We start from the raw sequence: 19,066 nt of genomic DNA on the forward strand, positions 1-19,066 counted from the left end.
AGGTTATGAGCGTGGATCACCGGACGATGACGATGGTGGCTTGCCCGGCCTGCGCGACGTGACCGATCTGTGGTCCGTTATGCAATGGAGGCGCTACAGCCTCCGTGAATCGTTTACTGTGGTGCAGCGCGACTAGTGCCACGTTTTCGCGGCATTTGGTAAGCCCGCGCATAGCACGAAGCCCCGGCGCGTGGGGAAAACGTCAGCCGGGGCCTCGTTCCGCGGGTCCAGCTGGCCGGTACGGCTAGCTGGGCCTGCGCCTCCTAACCAGCCAGATCGCCATGGTTACGGCAGCTCCCCCGAGGAGGAGGCACCGCAAGCATGGGCGGCTTGATCTGGCAGTTCTCGCGTGCTTCGCCACGGAAACCCTCTTTCGGGCCGGTATGCCCTTGGGGGATGACCCCGGCCCTCCCAGTCGATCCCCCGAAGACCGGCTGAGGCGGTGAGGGAAGAGCGGGTCTGGCACTTGTGAACCGAGACGAAATTACCAGTGATCTCGCTGCTTTGGCTCGGAGATGTCTCTCCAAAAACTATACGTTTATTGTAGAAATGGCAGAAAAGGACGCCTCTGTCTTGGAGAGGTCGAATCCTTTTAAAGGCGGCAAAAACGTCGAAGGCCCCCGCCTGGGATGAAAGGCGGGGGCCTTCGTGGGGCCTGCCAGGAGGTACGGGGGCAACCTCCTGACAGGCCAGCTCGGGTGGGCCTCCGCCGTCGGTGTCGACGGAGGCCCTGCCTCGGCGCCATCTATGCCGAGGCGAGGGGCGCCTCTGTGTGGCCCTCTTACCCCTCCAGAAAGAGAACCCGGGCGCCCCGGTCTCATGGGTGGTCCTGCGCGACCACCCATGAGGTTCTACGCCTGACTACCGCCGCTGCGGTCGCGGGGGTCAGGGGTCTCGTCGGGCCTGAAGGCCCCGGGGTTCGGGAGCGCCACGCTGGTGGTTGACCCAGGCAAGGCCGCGAAGATTTCCAAGGGCACACCAAGCTGCTCGGGGCGCTTCCGGCTGGCCTGGCGGGTGTGGTCTTTGTCGGTCATGCTGTCCCCTCGGATCGGCGGGTCTGGTCTTCCAGTCCTTCGGCAAGCCCTCCAGGCCCTTCTGCCTCTACCGTCCTCGCGCACCCGGCGTCGATCTCTGGCTTGGTGAGCTCGGCGCGGCGGGTGGCGTACCAGCGCCCACCGTCGGAGATCCAGATGCTCCACCCCGGGTGGTCGGCAGCCAGTTCTTCCTTGAGGCGGAGCTGCGCGAGCAGCCTGGAGACGCTGGTGGCCGTCAAGACGCCAGAGCCGACCACTGCCGTCCAGGTGCCGAGGTCGCCGCGGCCGAACTTGACGGCGGGGAATTCTTGGCGCGCTTGGTCCAATACGCGCGCCATGACCTTGTCGTGGGTGCTCGTAGTCATCGCTTCTCCGGAGTCCGGGGTGATGACTAGAACCGTAAGGCTGCGTGACCGCTTGTAACCGAACCGCCGACGACGAACTTTCAGTTCGTCTCGTACCCGGAATCGCCCACAAAGCCCCAGTTGAAGGGTGGAGGTGGGTCAGAGGAGGATCTTGTGCCGCTCCGCCAGGTACCTGACCTCCGGCGCCCAGGAAGAGCGTGCCCGGCGGGCCAGAGACCGCACCATGTCCCGCAGCAAGCGCTTATGGTCCAGCTCCTCAGGGCACTCCCGTTCAATTCTCAGAAGGTGCACCAGACTCGCGGCGTCGTCACCTGAGTCTTCGCACGCCCTGGCGACCTGGCACAGGTGGGTGGTGCGCCGCTCGGTGGAGACCACCTGGGTGAGGTCAATGCCGTCTGCGAGGCGGATGACCGCCCCCGGGCGCCGCATCTCGTACTCCACGCTGGCCAGGTGAATCGCCACGTTTGTTGGCCCGAAGAAAAGACCCAACATCGGCTGCCGCTCGTCGACGCGTTGGGCGATCTGATACGCGGGGCCACTCAGGAGGTCTCGCGCGCCGGCGTCGTCACCGGAACGGGTGAGGGCAATGGCTGCCATCAGGTGCAGCCCCCCGTAGACGCTGAGGTGCCGCTCGTCGCCGTCGGCCAAGGCGCGCTTCATCTGCTCCATGCCGCGGCGGGCGACGTCGTAGGCGATGTCATGCATGTCGTCGGACAGGAGGCCTTGGCCGAGGTTCCAGTGCGCCCACCCGACCATCAGCGGCTCGGCAGTTTCTTGCGCATGCCGCATCGCCCGGTCGGCAGCGAGGTGCGCCAGGTCGATCCGGCCAAGGTGCTTGAGGACTCCGCGCGCCAGGATGTAGGTGTCCGCGGCGGTGCGGTGTGCGGCTTGCCGGTCGCCGCTGTCAAGGAGGAGTCCCTCCGCGTCGCCGATAAGGCCCGGCAGCGTCCGCAACATGATGGAGTACTTCGCGGGGGAGTTGTACCAGGACTGACGGGCTGCAGTGAGGCGCTCCGCGACCTGGGCCGCGTCCGGGGGTTCGAGGTCGGTTGTTGTTCTGCGGGCGAACATGGCGCGTTCGATGTCGACGACCTGGGGGCGCCCCGGCTCGTGTGAATCACGGGGGCTCTCGCCCAGCAGGACCGCGGTGCGGACGCCCAAGGCTAGAGCGAGCTGCCGTAGGAGCGGGAGCGAGGGGGTGCGTTTGCCCTGCTCCAGCAGCTCAATGTGTCGGGTGGTGCAGCCGACTCGGGCAGCGAGGGCCGTGGTGCTCATGCCGCGCTGCTCGCGCTGCTGCCTGATCATGGGGCCCGTGGTAGCGTCGTTCATAAGACCCTGCACTTCCTGACGACTCGACATCCTCAGGCTACGGTGCAGGGTCTTTGCCGTGTAGGGACATCTGCCCTAGCTGCCACGACGTAATTCGCCTCTATCAGGGCAGCTCTGGACATAAATCTGTTGGGATAGGCCCACAGGCCCCTGTCCCAACAGGTCGGCTTAGGGTCCATGATCGTGACCATCGACCCGACGAGCTATACGCCGGTGTACCGGCAGCTCGCTCGGCTGATCAAAGCCGCGATCGATGCCGGCGAATACGCCCCCGGCCAGCGGTTGCCGAGCGAGGAGCGACTGGGGCAGATCTACGGGCTTGGCCGCAACAGCGTGCGGGATGCTTTACGTGTCCTCAAGCACGAAGGCGCCATCCGTACCGTCGTCGGCGCCGGATCTTACGTTCGCGGTCCAGGCGAGGTCAGCATGGTCGAAATCTCTACGGGTGTAGTTGTCACCACCCGCATCCCCACCGAGGCGGAACGACGCGCGATGGGCCTCGATGAAGGAGTGCCTGTTTTCGTGATTGAGCGGCCAGGGGAGGAGCCCGAGGTGCTTCCGGGAGACAGGACATCCCTGATCGTTGAGTGATCATTAAGCTCGGAGAGGGTCACCAGGACACTCTCCGTGAGGGTGGGGGCCCCGGTAAGTCCTGTACCGGGGCCCCGCTCTTTTCGCCGCACGGCCGGCGGAACGCCGGGGGAATGGGCCGCATGACCGTGCGGCTGCTCGCCCCTCGCCTGCTGGCGACCAGCCATCGGAGAGTACATGAGCAGGTGGTCGTCTGTCAGGGTTCATGATTGTTGCTGTTTGTTCACTATTGAATGACGTACGGGGCTCCAAGAAGCCTGTTTGGGGCGCGATTTGAAGATCCTTTAGACACATCTCGCTTTTGCCATTTTCGCTCTTTGCCCAGGTGGGAGCATGCAGGTGGCTACGTCGTTCACGGCATAACGCCTTACAAGCGAGATGTCACTGGTTCGAACCCAGTAGTGCCCACAGCGAGACCCTGACCCGCACCAAGGGTCAGGGTCTTTTCATTGATGTCGTCTGACGCCTTGGCCACATCGCTCATGCACCACTCGCCTGCCGGACGTCGTTCTCCTAGGGCGAGCCGCCATGGCCCCTTGACTCCTGGCGGTGTGGGTAGGAGGGACAAGAGGGGGAAGGGCCTTTTTGACCGTTCCGTCGTGTTCTGGGGTTGACGGGGCGAGAGGCGATCCGAAGAGGTCCAGCCGTCATGAGGAAAGAACCCGAAGCCAGACCGAGCAGGATCTGGTCGGAGATCTCCCCGACCGGGGAACGGCCGCGCAGCGCGCTCAACCTGAGGATGGCGCTGGCGACCTTCGGGCTGGTCGTCTGCGGGGTGTTGGCGTTCCTGGCCGGTACGGCGGGGCTGACCTGGCCGACGATCGTGCTGGCCGTGCTGGCGTTGGTCGCGCTGATCGACCTGGTCGTGGTGGCCCGCCGCCGCCGCCGGCGCGGCGACGGGCACACCCTGTTCGAATGATCGGCGTTCGAACGGCCGGCGGACGTCAGAGGCAGCCGGGCTCGCCACGCTGGGCGGGGACGGAGATGGCGGTCCAGGCGGCCTTGGTCGCGTTGTACTCGGCGCAGCTCTTCGGATAGAGAGCCTTGGCGGCTCTGAGGGTCGCCATGCGCGCCTTGGCGTAGGTCCAGGGAGCGGTCTTGTACTGCAGGCCGCTGTAGAAGATCTCCGTGGCCTTGCGGATGCCGATGCCGGTCAGCGGAGTCGGGCCGCCGCAGACCGGGCTCGGGGGGCCGTTCTGCGGGCTGGTCCCCTCGGCGAGCAGGTAGAACCAGTGATCCTGCGGCCCGGGACTCGTGGAGAGCGCGGTGTAGCAGTTGGGCTCGCCCTGCAGGGAGGGGTTGTACATGTTGTGGACCGCCTCAGGGCCGAAGCCCAGATCCTCGCCGATCAGGTAGTTGGGCGGGTCCAGGGGCGGCGCGTGGTTGACGTAGTGCTCGGTCGCCGCGCCGAAGATGTCGCCTGACGACTCGCTGAGCGACAGGGCCTCGGGGGTGCCGCCGTCGTCGGAGCCCGAGTGCTGGTAGACGGCGTGGCCGTACTCGTGCCCGACCAGATCGAGCGAGGCGGCCTGCCGGGTGTTGGACTGGTTGTGGCCCAGGGAGATGTATGAGCCGTTCCAGTAGGCGTTGACCTGGTTGAGACCGACGCGCGCCGGGAAGGCGTGACCTGCGCCGTCGAGGCCGTCGCGTCCCAGCCAGGTACGCAGCATGTCCCATTCCTTCTGCGCCGCGAACAGCACGTCGACGCAGGCGGTCTCCAGGTTGGTGCCCGTCCCGTTGCCCCAGGTGTCGACGGACTTGGAGTAGGGGGTGCCGTTCTGGCCGCCACAGGCCAGCCCGGGACGGGTCGGGTCCCGCATGACAAAGGAGCCGCCCGAGCCCGTGGTCTGGATGGTCACCGGGTTGCCGTTGTAGAAGCTGTTGCCGAGGCCGTACCTGACCTGGTCGTGGGTGCCGATGACACTCGCGTCGAGCGCGTCGACGAAGACGCGCAGCACCTCGGGGGCCTGTTCCGTGCCGCCGGTGACGGCCACCTCCCAGGCGAGCCGGGGACGCGTGGTCGTGGCGTGGACCAGCAGGCGGGGCGTGCCCACCTCGCGTACGGCCCTGCCCTGGGCCCTGGCGACGGAGGCCGCGTCGCCGGCGCTGATCCTGGCCACGGTGCCGACGCCCTCCAGCGAGACCTGCTGGCCGGTGGTCACGGGGCCGACGGTGGTGCCGCCGCTGTCGGCGGAGGCGATCACGTCGCCGCCGTACACCGGCAGCCCGTGGTGGGTGCGCCGGTACAGCAGGTACTGCAGGCCCCGCACACCGGATGTGATCACGGGAGGCTCGAAGGCGTCTCCCGGCCCCACGCGCAGTTCCCCGGCCCGCTCCGCCAGGATCCTCGCCACGCCCGAGGCCGCGCGTTCACGGGCCTCGGCTCCGGGCGGCGCGAACGCGGACGGGGCCTGCGCGTCGCTCGATCGGGCGTCGGGCGCGGCCCGCGCGGGAAGACCGGCCAACGCCGACGTGCCCATGGCGACGACCGTCACGAAAGCGGTCGCTCCCACCTTGACTTTGGGGGCTCTAGGGTTCATTCGCTGTGACTCCTTGTCCGCAAGGAGCCGTGGCCGGCCAGGGCTGCCCCAACGGTGACATCGGTTGCCGAAGAGCAGAACCCCATGAATTCCCATATTTTTGTCGTATAGCCGGCCCCGGAAAAAGGGTGGCCGAATTACGGGAAGCGGCTCGTGTGAAACATGGGCGCACCGCCCCCGTCGAGCATGTCACGCTCCGGCCTCCCGTTGGAGGAAGTTCCGATTTCCTGATTTATCAATATTTTGCATGAGTGGGATGACCTGGGAGAACGCTGGGTTCGGAGGGTCGATTGGGATTTGGGGCGATATGAGCGGATGAGAGAGGGAAGTCTCCTCACGCCTCATCGGGGAAGGCCGTGCTCCGCCGTGCCCGTCCCCGGTGGGGCCGGTGGAAGCACTTCCCGTCAAGTCCGATGGAGGACACGTGAAGCCAACGAACGATGACAGACCAGATGAGACACGACGGCGCGTTCCGCACTCGCTGAGTCTCGCGGCCGCCGTCGTGCTGGTGGCGTCGGGGGGCGTCGGGGGAGCCGTGGCCTCGGCGTCGCCCGCCCCCGCTCCCACGGGGCCGGAGACGCCGACGCCCACGGCGACCCAGCCTCTTCCGACCGACATCCCCACCTCGACTCCGACTCTGACTCCGACGCCACCCCCGCCCCCGTCCCCGTCCCCGTCCCCGACCGGCCTCCCGACCGCCGCCCCGGCGCCCAAGGTCCCCCGGGTGGCCTTCCCGCAGGTCCTGCACGGGGAGTTCGTCCTGCCGGCGAAGGACGGCTGCGGATTCACGGTGCTCTCCCAGACGGGAGAGGCGACCACGTTGACGGAGGACTCGGTCACCGTGCGAAGCCAGGACGGCTTCGAGAAGGTGTACGCGATCGACGACTCCACCAAGGTCTACGCGGGCAGGCGGGGCAACGAAATCAGGCAGGGGGACTGGATTTCGGTGACCGCGACGGCCACGGGTGAGACGGCCACGGCCGCCCACGTCTTCGACCTGTCACGGCCGAGCAGGAAGCTCTGGCGTGGGAACTGGTGGTCGTCTCCGCTGTGGCGGCTGGGCGACAGGCGGCACACCCCCGCCCTCTGCCCGACGCCGACGGCGTCTCCCACGGCGCTCCCGACCGAGACGCCCACCGCGCCTCCCACTGAGACGCCCACCGAGACACCCACGACGGCACCCACTGAGACACCCACGGACCTTCCGACCACCCCCGGCCCCGAGCCGACCGCCACGGTGACGGAGCCTCCGCTCCCGCAGTCCCCGATCCCCGCGCCCGGCTCCTGATCCCGGCTCCCCGGCCCCGGAAGGCTCCCTAAATCCGGAAGCTCTCCGGGCTCGGAAAGAGAAGCCGCGACGGCCGCGGCGGCGGTTCCGCCGCGGCCGTCGTGGCCGCCTAGAATCCCGCTCATGACCGGCACCGGTGCTCCCATGGCCCCCGGCCCGAGAGGCCTGACGACGACGGGAGCGGACGGCTTCGCCGAGCGGATGCAGGAGCACCGGCGTGAACTGCACGTGCACTGCTACCGCATGCTCGGCTCCTTCGACGATGCCGAGGACCTGGTGCAGGAGACGTTCCTGCGGGCCTGGCGCGGGCGTGGGACGCTCCGCGAGGAGAGCGGGCTGCGCGCCTGGCTGTACCGGATCGCGACCAACGTCTGCCTGGACCACCTCAGGGCGCATCCGCGACACCCGCAGCCGCGCCCCGCACCCGCGATCGAGGCGGATCCGGGACTTGAGCCGCCCGTCTCGGGCGCCGTGCCGTGGCTGCAGCCCTATCCCGACACGCTGCTGGACGCGGCCGAGGAGGTCGTGGACCGCGAGACGATCGAGCTGGCCTTCCTCGTCGCGATCCAGCACCTGCCGCCCAGGCAGCGGGCGGTGCTGATCCTGCGCGACGTGCTCGGCTGGTCGGCGCAGGAGACCGCGGTCTCGCTTGAGCTGACCGTCGCGGCGGTCAAGAGCGCCCTGCAGCGTGCCAGGCCGGTGCTCAGGGAGCACCTGCCCGCACGGCGCCTCGACTGGACCGCCCCCGCCGAGTCGGTACCCGAGGACCAGGCGGTTCTGCGGCGCTACGTCGAGGCCCTGGAGAAGGCCGACCCGTCCGCCCTGGCCGAGGTGCTGAGGGCCGACGTGTGGCAGACGATGCCGCCCGCCCCGATCTGGCTGCTCGGCCGTACGGCCTTTCTGGCGTCGTGGACGCCCGCGATGGTCGGTCCGGAGGCGTGGGGCGACTGGCGGGTGGTCGCCACCCGGGCCAACCGGCAGCCTGCCGCCGCCGCGTATCTCCGCAGACCGGGCGAGACGGTCTTCTCGCCCTCCTGGATGGGCGTCCTGCGTGTCGAGGACGGCCTGGTCACCCAGATCACCACCTACGGGGACGAGGTCTTCCCCAGGTTCGGCCTACCGTCCTCGCTCTGACCCGGGGAGGGGACCGATTCCTTTTTCGCGCGGCCCTCGTCATACGGGGGAGCAATCGAGGAAGGAACAACCATGACCGATCTTCAGCGGGACGTGCAGGCCGTCGCGGACGAACTCGTCGAGTCGGGGGCCGAGCGCGGTGTGCAGGTCGCCGTCTACCGCCACGGCGAACTCCTGGCCGACGTCGTCTCCGGCGTGGCCGACCCGCAGACCGGCCATCTCCTCACCCCGGACACCCCGGTCTACGCCACCTCGACGGGCAAGGGGGTGACCGCGACGCTCGTGCACGTGCTGGCCGAGCGCGGGGTCGTCGACTACGACACCCCGATCGCGGACGTGTGGCCCGAGTTCGCCGCCCACGGCAAGGAGAAGGCGACCGTACGGCACGCCCTGACGCACGCGACCGGTGTCCCCGGGGTGCCGGTCGGCACCACACCGGAGGACCTGTGCGACTGGGACCGGATGTGCGCGGCCGTCGCCGGCGCCACCCCGTGGTGGGAGCCGGGAACCAGGTCGGGCTACCACCCACAGACCTACGGCTACATCCTCGGTGAGGTCGTGCGCCGGGTCACGGGAAAGCCCGTCTCACAGGTGCTCCGCGAGGAGCTCACGGAACCGCTCGGGGTGGCCGGCGAGCTGTTCTTCGGCGTTCCCGCCTCCGAGCTGGGCAGGCTGGCCAGGATCGAGGAGGCGGGACCCCCGATGGAGCTGCCCGCCGAGACACTGGCCCAGATCCCGTTCTTCAGGGTGGTCGACGGTTACACGGCGGCGCCCCTCGCCGCGATGCCCGACGCGGCCTTCAGCAACCGGGCCGACGTGCTGAGCTCCGACATCCCCGCCGGGGCCACGATGACGGCCCGCGCGGTCGCCCGTATGTACGACGCGCTACTCGGCGGGGAGCTGGTCTCCCCGCAGCGGCTCCGCGAGCTGTCATCCCCGGCGACGACGGGCGTGGACGAGGTGACCGGCGCCCCGGCCAGCTGGGGGCTGGGCTACTCGATCGGCCTGACCCCGGCCGTGGCCGCGCCGACGCTGTTCGGAATGGCGGGCAGCGGAGGGACCGCGGCCTTCGCCGACACCGCGACGGGCCTCAGCGTCGGCGTGATGAAGAACCGGATCTCGGCCGGTGACTTCGGCGCCGTCGAACGGATCGCCACGGTCGTCCTCGGTCACGCCTGACCGAGGGGTCGTTCTCCGGTTCCCACCGGTGTGGGCACTGTGTCCTCATACAATGGCGCGGTGCCCACCTCCGAGAACGGTCCTGACCATCACCCGCAGGACGAGGCCTGGGAGAGCGAGGCGGCACAGACGCTGCGGCGTGTCTTCGGGTACGCCTCGTTCCGGCAGGGGCAGCAGGAGATCATCGAGCACGTCGTCGGGGGTGGCGACGCCCTCGTGCTGATGCCGACCGGCGGCGGCAAGTCCCTGTGCTACCAGATCCCCGCCCTCGTACGGCAGGGCGTCGGCGTCGTCGTCTCGCCGCTCATCGCGCTCATGCAGGACCAGGTCGACGCCCTGACGGCCCTCGGGGTGCGGGCGGGTTTCCTCAACTCCACGCAGGACTTCGACGAACGCGCCGCGGTCGAGTCGGCCTTCCTGGCGGGCGAACTCGACCTGCTCTACCTGGCGCCGGAGCGCCTGCGGGTCGAGACGACGCTGAGGCTGCTCGACCGGGGCAAGATCTCGTTGTTCGCCATCGACGAGGCGCACTGCGTGGCCCAGTGGGGGCACGACTTCCGGCCCGACTACCTGGCCCTGTCCACGCTGCACGAGCGCTGGCCCGACGTGCCCCGCATCGCGCTGACCGCGACCGCGACCCCGGCGACCCACGCCGAGATCGCCTCCCGGCTGAACCTCGGTCAGGCCCGCCACTTCGTGGCGAGCTTCGACCGCCCGAACATCCAGTACCGCATCGAGCCGAAGAACGAGCCGAGGCGGCAGTTGCTGCGGCTCATCCGCACCGAGCACCCCGGTGACGCGGGCATCGTCTACTGCCTGTCGCGGTCCTCCGTCGAGAAGATCGCCGAGTTCCTGACGGACAACGGCGTCCAGGCGCTGCCGTACCACGCCGGGCTCGACGCGCGGACCAGGGCGGAGAACCAGGCGCGCTTCCTGCGGGAGGACGGCATGGTCATGGTCGCGACCATCGCCTTCGGGATGGGCATCGACAAGCCGGACGTGCGTTTCGTCGCCCATCTCGACCTGCCCAAGTCGGTCGAGGGCTACTACCAGGAGACCGGCAGGGCCGGGCGGGACGGCCTGCCCTCGACCGCCTGGCTGGCCTACGGCCTGCAGGACGTCGTGCAGCAGCGCAAGCTGATCGACACCTCGGAGGGTGACGACGCGCACCGCAGGCGCCTGGGCACCCACCTTGAGGCGATGCTGGCGCTCTGCGAGACCGTGCAGTGCCGCAGGGTGCGCCTGCTCGACTACTTCGGCCAGCGAGGCGAGCCGTGCGGCAACTGCGACACCTGCCTGTCGCCGCCCGAGGCGTGGGACGGCACGGTCGCCGCGCAGAAGGTCCTGTCCACCGTGTTCAGGCTCGTGCGGGAGCGGCGCCAGAAGTTCGGCGCCGGGCAGATCGTGGACATCCTGCTGGGCAGGCGGACGCCCAAGGTGCTCCAGCACAACCACGACTCGCTGACGGTGTTCGGCATCGGCACCGAGTTCGGCGAGGCCGAGTGGCGTGGCGTGGTACGGCAGCTGCTGGCCCAGGGGTTGCTGACGGTCGAGGGCGACTACGGCACGCTGCTGCTGACCGAGGCAAGCTCGGAGGTGCTCGGGCGCAGGCGGCAGGTCATGATGCGGCGCCAGCCCCAGCCCCAGCGGCAGACGCGGACGGAGACCGAGGGGGCCCGGGGAGAGACGCGGGCCAAGGGCGCGAAGTCCCGCCGGATGACCCAGGCGGACCTGCCCGAGGAGGCGGTGCCGGTGTTCGAACGGCTTCGCGCCTGGCGTGCGGCCACGGCCAGGGAGCAGGGGGTGCCCGCGTACGTGATCTTCCACGACGCGACCCTGCGGGAGATCGCGGCCGGGACGCCGTCGAGCCTGGCGGAACTGGGCACGGTCAGCGGTGTCGGCGAGAACAAGCTGGCCAAGTACGGCCAGGAGATCCTGGAGGTCCTCGCCGGGGAGCCGGAGGAACCGGGGGAGCCGGGGGAGCCCGAGGAGGGGGAAACCGAGGGGGCGGAGGAGGCCTGACGGAGGGCACTTCACCACGGTGGGGGAACGGCTTGTCAACAGCGCCGAAATGAAGTCATCAGTGCCGAAATAGAACTTTTCGTAGACATTGGCAGAATTTGTCTCGATAATTCGGTTTCGTTGTACCTGTTGTTCGCAACCCCCACCAACGCGGCCCGTAACCCGCCGCGTCGTCAATGCCCGGCGACTTGTCGTGCCGGGCGACAGAAGGGTCACCCCCCATGAAGCGAACCCCCCGCCTACTGGCGCTGGCAGTGTCATTCCTGCTGGCAGTGGTAGGTGTCCTCATCACGCAGACGTCGGCCCAGGCGGACAACGTCGTCGTGAACCCGGACTTCGAGGCCGGCTCCGTCGCGCCGTGGTCCTGTACCGGCGGGCTCGGCTCGGTGGTCAGCACCCCGGTCCACTCCGGTAACGGCGCGCTCGCCGGTGCGGCCAGCGGCTCGGACACCGCCCAGTGCAGCCAGACCGTGACGGTCAAGCCGAACTCGACCTACGTGGTCAGCGCCTGGGTGCGCGGCAACTACGTCTACCTCGGCGTCAACGGCGGCTCCTCCACCTGGACCGCCTCCGCGTCGTCGTACACGAAGCTCAGCGTGTCCCTCACCACCGGCGCCAACCAGACCACCGCGGTGGTCTTCCTGCACGGCTGGTACGGCCAGGGCACCTACTACGTCGACGACGTCAGCGTCGACGGCCCGCCCGGACCGACGCCCACCCCGACGGTGACGCCGACCGTCACCCCGACCGTCACGCCCACGGTCACCCCGACCGTGACCCCGACCGTCACCCCGACGGTGACCCCCACCGTCACGCCCACCGTGACCCCGACCGTCACGCCCACCGGCAGCACCTGCGCGGTGAAGTCGCGGCCCGCGGGCAAGGTCATCCAGGGCTACTGGGAGAACTGGGACGGCGCCATCAACGGCGTGCACCCGCCGTTCGGCTGGACGCCGATCAACGACCCCCGCATCAAGCAGCACGGCTACAACGTGATCAACGCCGCGTTCCCGGTCATCCTCTCCGACGGCACCGTGCTGTGGGAGGACGGGATGGACGCCACCGTCAAGGTCTCCACCCCGGCTGAGATGTGCGACGCCAAGGCCGCGGGCGCCACGATCCTGATGTCGATCGGCGGCGCGACCGCCGGCATCGACCTCAGCTCCAGCTCCGTCGCCGACAAGTTCGTCGCGACCGTCGTGCCGATCCTGAAGAAGTACAACTTCGACGGCATCGACATCGACATCGAGACCGGTCTGTCCGGCAGCGGCAACATCAACCAGCTGTCGGCCTCGCAGTCCAACCTCATCCGCATCATCGACGGCGTGCTCGCCCAGATGCCCTCCAACTTCGGCCTCACGATGGCTCCCGAGACGGCCTACGTGACCGGCGGAAGCGTGACGTACGGCTCCATCTGGGGCGCCTACCTGCCGATCATCAAGAAGTACGCGGACAACGGCCGCCTGTGGTGGCTGAACATGCAGTACTACAACGGCAGCATGTACGGCTGCTCCGGTGACTCCTACTCCGCGGGCACGGTCCAGGGCTTCACCGCCCAGACCACCTGCCTGAACAACGGTCTGGTCATCCAGGGCACCACGATCAAGGTTCCCTACGACAAGCAGGTTCCCGGTCTGCCCGCGCAGGCCGGCGCCGGAGGCGGCTACATGTCTCCCTCCCTGGTCTCCCAGAGCTGGAATGCCTTCAACGGCCAGCTCAAGGGCCTGATGACCTGGTCCATCAACTGGGACGGGTCGAGGAGCTGGAGCTTCGGCGACAACGTCAAGGCACTGCAGGGCCGCTGACCGGTCCTTGAGGGCCGTCTCCGGACTTCTCGTCCGGGGGCGGCCTTTCGCCTGTTCGGGCCGTCACGGCAGGGAGTGGCCTCCAGGGGGCGAGAGGCCCCACACACGCCGCGAACGTCACTCTCGTTCGATCTCGTCACGGATGTAGGCCTCTGTTTGGCGAACAAGCTGCCGACATTCTGGAATGATCGCGTTCATATCCTGTCGGAGATCGAGACTGACGGACAGTGAGTGAGATGCCCCCCATCGACGAAATCACCGCCTTCGCGTCGGATAAACCGGTCGTAACGGTCATCATCTGCGTGATCGGCCTAGCACTCCTCGGCGTGGCCTACCTCGCGGCCAGAGCCCTCTACCGGGCCGCGAACCAGTTCTTCCACCGTTACGTCGCGCCCCGTCCGGCCGAGGACATCCTCACCATCGTGGCCGCCAGCATCGCCACCGGCGTGTCCGCCCAGGGCATGTGGCGCTTCTCCGGCGACGTGCTCGGCTTCGACGGCCCGCTGAGGCTGCTGCTCTTCGCGTTCATCGAGGTCGCGGTGATCACCAGCGCGGTGCGGGCCCGCCGTAACATGCGGGAGAACTACTCCGCGGGCATCGACGGCATCGCGGTGTGGACGCTCACCGGCCTGTCGGCGGTGCTGTCCAGCATGGACGCCCGCAGTCTCGCCGAGGCCGTCTTCCGCCTGGCGGCCCCGCTGGTCGCCGCCTGGCTGTGGGAACGGGGCATGGCGATCGAACGGCACCGCATCACGGGGCGGCACCGCATCAACTGGCGGCTCACCCCCGAGCGCATGCTGGTCCGCGTCGGTCTCGCCGAGGTCAGCGACCGTACGGCCAGCGAGGTGGACGCCCACCGGCGGCTGACCAGGGTCGCGCTGGCCGCCAAGCGCGCCCGCGCCCTGCGTGAGGCGGGAGCCTCGGACAGGAAGATGCGCGGCGCGCTCACCAAGCTGGACAAGGCGATGGACCGGGCCGTCGAGCACACCGGCCTGGCGGTCGACAGCACCCGCCAGGAGGCGCTGCTGTCCCAGATCGGGGCGCTCTACAACACCTCCGCCCTGATCGACCTGACGCCGCCGGTCCCGTGGGCCCCCGAGGCCGAGGAGCCGCCGCGCCTGACGCACGCGCTGCCCGCGGCGGCGATGGACGACGACGACGAGGGCGAGGTCGAGATGCTCGACTCGCCGCCCCCTGTCGTGGACACCGCCCAGCGCGCCGCCCTGCTGCGCGCCGCCAGGGAGTACTGGGACAAGCAGATCGAGCGCAAGTTCGTCCCCAGGGCGTCCGACATCGCTCACGAGATCGGCATCTCGCTGGCCACCGCCCGTGAGTACCGCGCTCTGTGGAAGCTGGAGCCCCGCGCTCACGCGCTGATCGAGGCCGCCTTCAGGGAGCACGGGATCGTCGACACCGGCACCTTCCCGGCGATCGAGACCCAGCAGGAACGCGTCCTCACCGTCAACGGCTCATCCCATGGCTGAGAACCGGGGCGGGACCGCCGGTCACACCGGTGAGTCCCGCTCCTCGACCTCCGCGCTGCCGTTGACGCGGAGCTTGCGCCGGGCACGCTCGTAGAAGGTCGTGTCGCCGAGCCGTACGACCCAGGCGGCGGCGCGCAGCGCGGTGACGGTGAGCCGGTCTCCCGGCGCCAGATGGCCCGCGACCGCGCCGTCCACCTCGACGGCCAGTGTGCCGCTCGCCGGGAGCAGTTCCAGGGTGACCTCCTCGTCGGCGGAGAGCACCATGGCCCGGCTGAACGACGAGTGGGCGGCGGCCGGTACGACGAGGAACCCCTCGACCGTGGGGGAGACGATGGGGCCTCCCGCGGAGAAGCTGTAGGCGGTCGATCCCGTCGAGGTGGCGACGATGACGGCGTCGGCGGCGTACCGGACGAAGGGGTGCCCCTCGACGGAGACCGCGACCGCCGACAGCCCGTCACCGGGGATGCGCACCAGGGCGACGTCGTTGAACGCGGTCACCGTGCCGGTCCCCGGCAGCGAGGCCTGGACCGCCATGCGGGGCTCGACGGTGTGACGGTGGCCGTCGATGGCCGACAGCGCCCTGGGCAGCCCGTCGACGTCGATCTCGGCCAGGAAGCCCAGCCTGCCCAGGTTCACCCCGAGGACGGGGGTCGACCGGCCCGCGATGAGGCGCATGGTGCGCAGCATGGTGCCGTCGCCGCCCAGGCTGACGAGCAGGTCCGCCCGGCCGACGAGCGTCTCGGCGTCCACCGCGACCGCGCTGCAGTCGATGCGCCCGACCTCCTCCGGCAGGCCGAGCACCGTGACGCCGCGCCCGCGCGCCCACCCGATGACGGTGTCGATGGCCGTCTTCGAGTCGCGGCGCGGATGCAGGACCAGTCCGACCGTTTCGACCATGCCCATCTCGCCACTGTACGGCGCTGTGCGGCGCGTCATGCCGCCGCCCGCCCGGGGGTCCTCGGCGGCCTGTAAAAGATCACTTATGTGTATACAGGGCATGATGACTTATAGTTCAACCCAAAAATTCCGTTATAGCCGTTCGATCCGAATTTTCCGACAATGGCGATTTTTGTATTTCACCGAATGATGTTTAATGCTTGACAACCTATTTAACGAACCATCAGGATTGGAGCGCTCCGCGATGGCGGCCTGTGCCTGATCCCCCGTGTCAGGGGGTGGAATGGCGCTGCGAATTCGATCGCGGTCAATCCCCTCGCTCTCTTTTCTCTGATTCAGGTCCCCGGCCCTTTTCGATCCGACACGGATGGATGGTGTGTTGTGACGGAGCTCGATCCCGGAAGGTCGCAGCTGAGCCTCGGTACGGAGGCGGCGCGAAATCTCGCGACGACGACCAAGACGGTTCCGCAGATGCAGGAGATCTCCTCGCGGTGGCTGCTGCGCATGCTGCCGTGGGTGCAGGTCTCCGGTGGCACCTACCGGGTCAACCGGCGCCTCAGCTACACACTTGGCGACGGGCGGGTGAGCTTCACCAGCACCGGCTCCGAGGTGCGGGTCGTGCCCGCTGAGCTGCGTGAGCTGCCCTCACTGCGCGACTTCGACGACTCCGAGGTGCTGCAGGCGCTCGCCGAGCGCTTCACCCAGCGGGACTTCTCCGCGGGGGACGTGCTGGTCCAGGCGGGCCAACCCGCCGACGAGGTGGTGCTCGTCGCGCACGGCAAGGTCAACAAGGTCGGCGCGGGGCCGTACGGTGACGAGGTCGTCCTGACCGTGCTGGCCGGGGGCGACCACTTCGGCGACGAGACGCTGACCGGGCAGCGGGGTGACTGGGAGTTCACGGTCAGGGCCATCACCGCGGGCACGGTTCTGGTCCTGCCCGGGGACGCCTTCCGCGAGATCGCCGACCGTTCCGAGGCGCTCCGCGGCCATCTGCGTCAATTCGAGACGGCCCCGAAGGGCCCGCAGAACAAGTACGGCGAGGCCGCCATCGAGCTGGCCGCCGGGCACAGCGGTGAGCCCGACCTGCCGGGCACGTTCGTCGAGTACGAGCTCGCCCCCCGTGAGTACCAGCTCAGCGTCGCCCAGACCGTGCTGCGGGTGCACACCAGGGTCGCCGACCTCTACAACGACCCCATGGACCAGGTCGAGCAGCAGCTCAGGCTGACCATCGAGGCCCTGCGCGAGCGGCAGGAGCACGAGATGATCAACAACACCGAGTTCGGGTTGCTGCACAACGCCGACCTCAAGCAGCGCATCCACACCCGGACCGGCCCGCCCACCCCGGACGACCTCGACGAGCTGCTCAGCCGCCGCAGGAGGACGCAGTTCTTCCTCGCGCACCCGCGCGCCATCGCCGCCTTCGGCCAGGAGTGCACCCGCCGGGGGATCTACCCCATCGGCGCCGAGTTCGGCGGGCACACCGTCCCGGCCTGGCGAGGCGTCCCGATCTTCCCCTGCAACAAGATCCCGATCACCGGCAGCCGCACCACGTCGATCCTCGCGCTGAGGACCGGCGAGGACGACCAGGGAGTCGTCGGTCTGCACCAGACGGGCATCCCGGACGAGTACCAGCCCAGCCTGTCGGTCCGTTTCATGGGCATCAACGAGAAGGCGATTATCTCCTACCTGGTCAGCGCCTACTACTCCGTCGCGGTTCTGGTTCCCGACGCCCTCGGAATCCTGGAAGACGTCGAACTCGGGCACTGAGAACCGGACACGCGGTCTTTCGAGCTCCCGGTTTTTTCCTGTCGTGTCCGTGGAGCCGAGAAGCTCGTCGGAGAATGGCGCTCACGCATATCGAGAAATGGGTGTGCAGGCCGGTAGCATCCGAATACGGGTGTTACCGGGCGGGCATGCTCACCCGGGACCCGCGCGCGTTCGGCGCCATGAAGGGCGGGTTTCCACGCGCACACCCACCCGGACACGCCAGATGAGGAGTTCGACCTCATGACCGACCGCTACGAGGGCGTGAAGACATGACGGCGGTTGACAGGGGCCAGACGGCGGACACCACGGCCGACATGCCAGATCTGACCGGGTCCGTCACCGGGGAACGGCCGGTGGTCACCGGGCGGCGACCGTCGGCGGGGACGGCCACCAGGCGGGACCCGGCCGCCGGACAGGCAGGAGAGGGGCGTACGGCGGGCGAGGTGCTCCGCTGGAGCCGTGACACGGTGGAGCCGGCCCTTCGCTCCGCGATCGACACGCTGCCCCCGTCGATGCGGCACATCTCCGGCTACCACTTCGGCTGGTGGGACGAGCACGGCCGACCGACCCAGGCCGACAGCGGCAAGGCGATCCGGCCCGCGCTCGTCCTGCTGGCCGCGGAGGCGGTCGGCGGGACCGCCGCCTCCGCGCTGCCCGCGGCGGTCGCCGTCGAGCTGGCGCACAACTTCTCCCTCCTGCACGACGACGTGATGGACGGCGACCGGACCCGCAGGCACAGGCCGACGGCCTGGAGCGTCTTCGGGGTCAGCCCGGCGATCCTGGCCGGAGACTCCCTGCTGGCGCTGGCCTACGACGCCCTGTCCGCGGGCGGGCATCCGGCGGTCCAGGAGGCGACCCGGATCTTCGGGGTCACGATCCAGGAACTGCTTGAGGGGCAGAGCGCGGACGTGGCCTTCGAGGGGCGCAAGGACGTCGAGCTGGCCGAGTGCCTGGCCATGGTGGCGGGCAAGACGGGCGCCCTGCTGGGGTGCGCCTGCGCGCTCGGCGCCCTGTCCGGCGGCGGTACCCCGGAGCAGGTCGAACGGCTGCGCTCCTTCGGGGCCGACCTCGGACTGGCCTTCCAGCTGGTCGACGACCTGCTGGGCATCTGGGGCGACCCCGAGGTCACCGGCAAACCGGTCTACTCGGATCTGCGAAGCCGTAAGAAGTCGCTTCCCGTGGTGGCCGCGCTGGCCTCCCCGACCCCCGCCGGGCGTGAGCTGGCCGGTCTCTACCACCAGGAAGACCCGCTGACCGACACCGACCTGGCCCACGCCGCCGAACTCGTCGACGCCGTCGGCGGGCGGGCCTGGAGCCAGGAGCAGGCCGACGAACTGCTGGCCGGAGCGCTGCGCCACCTGCATGAGGCGCGTCCCGTCGCGCGGGCGGCCGCCGAGCTGAGGACACTCGCCCGGCTCGTCACCCGCCGCGACCGCTGACCCCCGGCCATACCGCTGGATGATGGTCAAGTGCGGGGTATGCCCGCATTGACCGACGATGGCAACCTGATCGCACGTTCGTAGTCAACGCGTTCTGATCAGATTGGATCGTCGTCGTGAGGGTGGCTTTCGTCGGTAAGGGCGGCAGTGGGAAGACGACCGTGTCGGCGCTGTTCGCACGTTATGTGGCGA

General features: G+C 68.9%; 14 protein-coding genes. 10 read left to right on the forward strand and 4 right to left on the reverse strand.

Going from position 1 to position 19,066, the window contains the following annotated elements:
- Positions 1-1,030: 1,030 nt before the first annotated feature.
- Positions 1,031-1,399: a hypothetical protein gene (locus tag ABT340_RS39825; RefSeq protein ID WP_352016129.1), complete on the reverse strand. Its 369-nt coding sequence runs from the start codon at positions 1,397-1,399 to the stop codon at positions 1,031-1,033.
- A gap of 138 nt (positions 1,400-1,537) precedes the next feature.
- Positions 1,538-2,704, reverse strand: coding sequence for a helix-turn-helix domain-containing protein (locus ABT340_RS39830; RefSeq protein WP_352016130.1), 1,167 nt, complete (start codon positions 2,702-2,704; stop codon positions 1,538-1,540).
- 201 nt (positions 2,705-2,905) lie between these two features.
- Between ABT340_RS39830 and ABT340_RS39835 the strand changes: the two genes are divergently transcribed.
- Positions 2,906-3,319: a GntR family transcriptional regulator gene (locus ABT340_RS39835; protein ID WP_352016131.1), complete on the forward strand. Its 414-nt coding sequence runs from the start codon at positions 2,906-2,908 to the stop codon at positions 3,317-3,319.
- Positions 3,320-3,968: 649 nt separating this feature from the next.
- Positions 3,969-4,238, forward strand: coding sequence for a DUF6343 family protein (locus ABT340_RS39840; RefSeq protein ID WP_352016132.1), 270 nt, complete (start codon positions 3,969-3,971; stop codon positions 4,236-4,238).
- A 25-nt stretch (positions 4,239-4,263) separates the two neighbouring features.
- Here the strand turns inward: ABT340_RS39840 and ABT340_RS39845 are convergent, their stop codons facing one another.
- Positions 4,264-5,814 (reverse strand): M4 family metallopeptidase, encoded by a 1,551-nt coding sequence (locus tag ABT340_RS39845; protein ID WP_352016133.1) that lies wholly within the window; start codon positions 5,812-5,814, stop codon positions 4,264-4,266.
- A gap of 469 nt (positions 5,815-6,283) precedes the next feature.
- Between ABT340_RS39845 and ABT340_RS39850 the strand changes: the two genes are divergently transcribed.
- From ABT340_RS39850 to ABT340_RS39875, 6 genes are all read left to right on the forward strand, one after another.
- On the forward strand, positions 6,284-7,147 hold the full coding sequence (locus ABT340_RS39850) for a hypothetical protein (protein ID WP_352016134.1): 864 nt from the start codon (positions 6,284-6,286) through the stop codon (positions 7,145-7,147).
- 123 nt (positions 7,148-7,270) lie between these two features.
- Positions 7,271-8,281, forward strand: a complete 1,011-nt coding sequence (locus ABT340_RS39855; protein ID WP_352016135.1) for an RNA polymerase subunit sigma-70 — start codon at positions 7,271-7,273, stop codon at positions 8,279-8,281.
- A gap of 72 nt (positions 8,282-8,353) precedes the next feature.
- Positions 8,354-9,460 carry a serine hydrolase domain-containing protein gene (locus ABT340_RS39860; protein ID WP_352016136.1) on the forward strand — a complete coding sequence of 369 codons (1,107 nt, stop codon included), beginning with the start codon at positions 8,354-8,356 and terminating at the stop codon, positions 9,458-9,460.
- A 60-nt stretch (positions 9,461-9,520) separates the two neighbouring features.
- Positions 9,521-11,482 (forward strand): DNA helicase RecQ, encoded by a 1,962-nt coding sequence (gene recQ, locus ABT340_RS39865; protein ID WP_352016137.1) that lies wholly within the window; start codon positions 9,521-9,523, stop codon positions 11,480-11,482.
- 221 nt (positions 11,483-11,703) lie between these two features.
- On the forward strand, positions 11,704-13,287 hold the full coding sequence (locus ABT340_RS39870; protein WP_352016138.1) for a carbohydrate binding domain-containing protein: 1,584 nt from the start codon (positions 11,704-11,706) through the stop codon (positions 13,285-13,287).
- Positions 13,288-13,523: 236 nt separating this feature from the next.
- A complete protein-coding gene (locus tag ABT340_RS39875) occupies positions 13,524-14,771 on the forward strand; it encodes a hypothetical protein (protein ID WP_352016139.1) in 1,248 nt (415 codons plus the stop codon).
- Between the two features lie 21 nt (positions 14,772-14,792).
- On the opposite strand, the gene ABT340_RS39880 is transcribed toward ABT340_RS39875, so the two are convergent.
- On the reverse strand, positions 14,793-15,674 hold the full coding sequence (locus ABT340_RS39880) for an NAD(+)/NADH kinase (protein WP_352016140.1): 882 nt from the start codon (positions 15,672-15,674) through the stop codon (positions 14,793-14,795).
- 375 nt (positions 15,675-16,049) lie between these two features.
- On the opposite strand from ABT340_RS39880, the gene ABT340_RS39885 reads away from it, so the two are divergent.
- Together ABT340_RS39885 and ABT340_RS39890 are read left to right on the forward strand one after the other, a co-directional pair.
- On the forward strand, positions 16,050-17,435 hold the full coding sequence (locus ABT340_RS39885; protein ID WP_352016141.1) for a family 2B encapsulin nanocompartment shell protein: 1,386 nt from the start codon (positions 16,050-16,052) through the stop codon (positions 17,433-17,435).
- 269 nt (positions 17,436-17,704) lie between these two features.
- Positions 17,705-18,874, forward strand: a complete 1,170-nt coding sequence (locus ABT340_RS39890) for a family 2 encapsulin nanocompartment cargo protein polyprenyl transferase (RefSeq protein ID WP_352016142.1) — start codon at positions 17,705-17,707, stop codon at positions 18,872-18,874.
- The last annotated feature ends 192 nt before the right edge of the window (positions 18,875-19,066 follow it).

Origin of the sequence: Streptosporangium sp. NPDC000239 (assembly GCF_040300765.1) — a bacterium.
In the GTDB taxonomy this organism is placed as follows: domain Bacteria; phylum Actinomycetota; class Actinomycetes; order Streptosporangiales; family Streptosporangiaceae; genus Streptosporangium.